The organism is Flavobacterium sp. P1_E4 (assembly GCF_056405915.1).
Window position 1 is genome coordinate 1 of the sequence record NZ_JBFUBE010000054.1, and the last position, 2451, is coordinate 2451.

The 2451-nt window shown below is 30.2% G+C and carries 2 protein-coding genes; one reads left to right on the forward strand and one right to left on the reverse strand.

Features of this window, described 5'->3' with window-relative positions; genetic code table 11:
* Window positions 1-943: 943 nt before the first annotated feature.
* Complete coding sequence (locus AC1DY0_RS18900) at window positions 944-2026, reverse strand: PIN domain-containing protein (RefSeq protein WP_477190131.1); 1083 nt, start codon at window positions 2024-2026, stop codon at window positions 944-946.
* A gap of 119 nt (window positions 2027-2145) precedes the next feature.
* On the opposite strand from AC1DY0_RS18900, the gene AC1DY0_RS18905 reads away from it, so the two are divergent.
* A partial coding sequence (locus tag AC1DY0_RS18905; RefSeq protein ID WP_477190132.1) for a transposase occupies window positions 2146-2451 on the forward strand: 306 nt, incomplete at its 3' end.

The window sequence follows — 2451 nt, forward strand, 5'->3', positions numbered from 1 at the left end:
GCGTTCCCGATCTGATTGCTAAACTTCAAAAATGGAACTCACCCTACAAGGCAAAAGTCTTGTTTTTAATAAAAGTGATCTATTTAAAGCTAAATGCAAGGCACAATTTTTATCCGATAAAATTAGTAGCTTAAAAAAAGAGCCTTCTCAGAAGGCTTTATTTGAATTGTAGGATTGTAAAATTTGAAGATTTTGAGAAAAAAAAGAGGTTTTTTCACAGCCTGACGTTCTGGCACTACAGCGGGTTTGGGACTAAATTATGCCTATTCTTCGGATTTGCCAAATCATTCCAAATACAAAACCATCTTTCAATTAAGCCTATTGCCCAAATCCGTTGTAGTGGCTGTTATGTGGGGGTTGTTTCTAGCAAATATTCCTAATTATTACTCCATTTTCAGCCTTATCTTGGCCGATTAAAAACCTAATTCTTGCCCAAATCTCAGCTAAATTTTATTCCCTTTTTCGTTTCAGTTTACACTCAGAACGATTGTTCTTGTCTGTTTTCAACAAAATTTCAATATTCACATTTCGGTTTTCGCAAACCCATTTAAAAACCCAATTTTCAGATTGAGTTTAGAAACTCCGAAATTCAAGTTCTAATTTTCAAGTTCTGTATTTCAGATTCAGTTTAGAAACTCCAATATTCAAGTTTGCATTTCAAGTTCCGTATTTCGGATTCGGTTTAGAAACTTCCAAATTCAAGTTCTGATTAAAACTCCAATTTTAGATTTCTGTATTTCGATTTTCTGCGCAACAATACGCTTTTAAAAAACGTGATTTTAACTGAAATGCTCTTTTTCAACTCCCACATAACGTTCTCGCGCTACAAGCAGTTTGGGACTAAATTAAACCCATTATTCGGATTTGTCAAATCTTCCAAATACAAAACCAATTTCAAATTAAGCCTAATACCCAAATTGCTTGTAGCGTGTGTTAGGTGCAGTTATAATGGTCCAAGTATATTTATTTCAAGATTTTCGACAGTATTTTTAATTGTGTCGAAATTAAAAGAAATGTTCATATAAATTTTATTGATTATAGTCATTGTTACATAATCATTATTTGTTTCAACTAAATTTTTAATATCGGGAAAAGTAGATTCATTATCATTGTAAAGCATTTTAGGTATAGTTAGTTGGATTTCAACGTTCCTTAAAAAAAAGCGTAATTCTCCAAAAAAGATATTTTCTTCAATTTCTGCCCAATTTAATAATTCTGGATCTTCAATTCCTTCTACAATATTAAAGTTAAACGTTATAAGATACGCTAGCTTATCAAATGCCTTAGAATGTCCTTTAAGTATATCAGTAAACCATTTTGCCGATTGAGAATTGATATATTGTTCTATGTTTTTTTCAATAACTGATTCTTGAGGGTAAATAAAACTCTCCATAATTATTTCTGCAGTGTACTTGTGTTTGTTCCCAACTTCTGCATTAATAAAATCTTTTATAGATTCATAGATTTTAAATTTATTAGTTATTCCTAAAGCTTTGATGTCTTCTAATAAATCATTGTTAAAATCCAATTTTTCTGAATTGTAAAAATCTGTAGAATTATTGTTTATAAAAGCAATGTCATCATTCTTTTTAAGTTTTAAATATTCTAAGAAAGATAGCCATATTAAAGTATCTCGAAAACCTCTGTCGTCATCTTTAAAAGGTTTTACTTTTTTTATTGCTCTTTCAACAATTTTTTCATTAGGGACTAAATTATATGGAAAGAAATTCACACAATCTGTACGTTCTTCTAAAAGTTTTTTAAATGAATAATCACCTTTTAATTTTTCAGGAATTAAGGTTGCTTTTTCATTAACTAAAACTTCATATTTTTTTAGGTTATTTTTTAAAGTGATGCTGATAGCATTCAATTCTTCGTAAAACTTATTATCTATTTCATCACATACGATTTCTGAAACAGCAAGAGTTGAATTTGTATTTTCTAAATAATTTAATAAGTATTGGAAGTTGGCATTTTGTAAATACCAATGACCATAAATTATGTTAGTATCAATAAATATAATCATTTGTACTTAAGTTGTTTAATAATTGCACCTAACGTCAGTCTGTGAAAAAACCTCCGTTTGTATATCACCAAATATAACAAAAAAGTTGTGTCAAAACAGGAATTTTCGTATTTTTAAGAATGCAGCATATCACAGGAATTTCCCGTCATCAGATGCGTTTTTCTAGTTTAGAAGACGCTATAAGTCCCGATAATCAAGTTCGTTTTATAGATGCTTTTGTGGAATTTATTGACCTCACCAAGCTGGGTTTTGCAATACAAAGTATCAAAGGAGAAGGTCGCCCGAGTTACAATACCAAAGTGTTTCTGAAAATCTATTTATACGGTTATCTCAACGGATTAAGAAGTAGTCGCAAACTAGAAAAAGAATCTCTTAGAAACATTGAAATGCAGTGGTTATTAGAAGACATTCGCCCGAATTATCAC

Excerpts from the sequence above, each read along its gene's own strand:
- AC1DY0_RS18900 (WP_477190131.1), bottom strand. The coding sequence starts at position 2,026 with ATGATTATATTTATTGATACTAACATAATTTATGGTCATTGGTATTTA.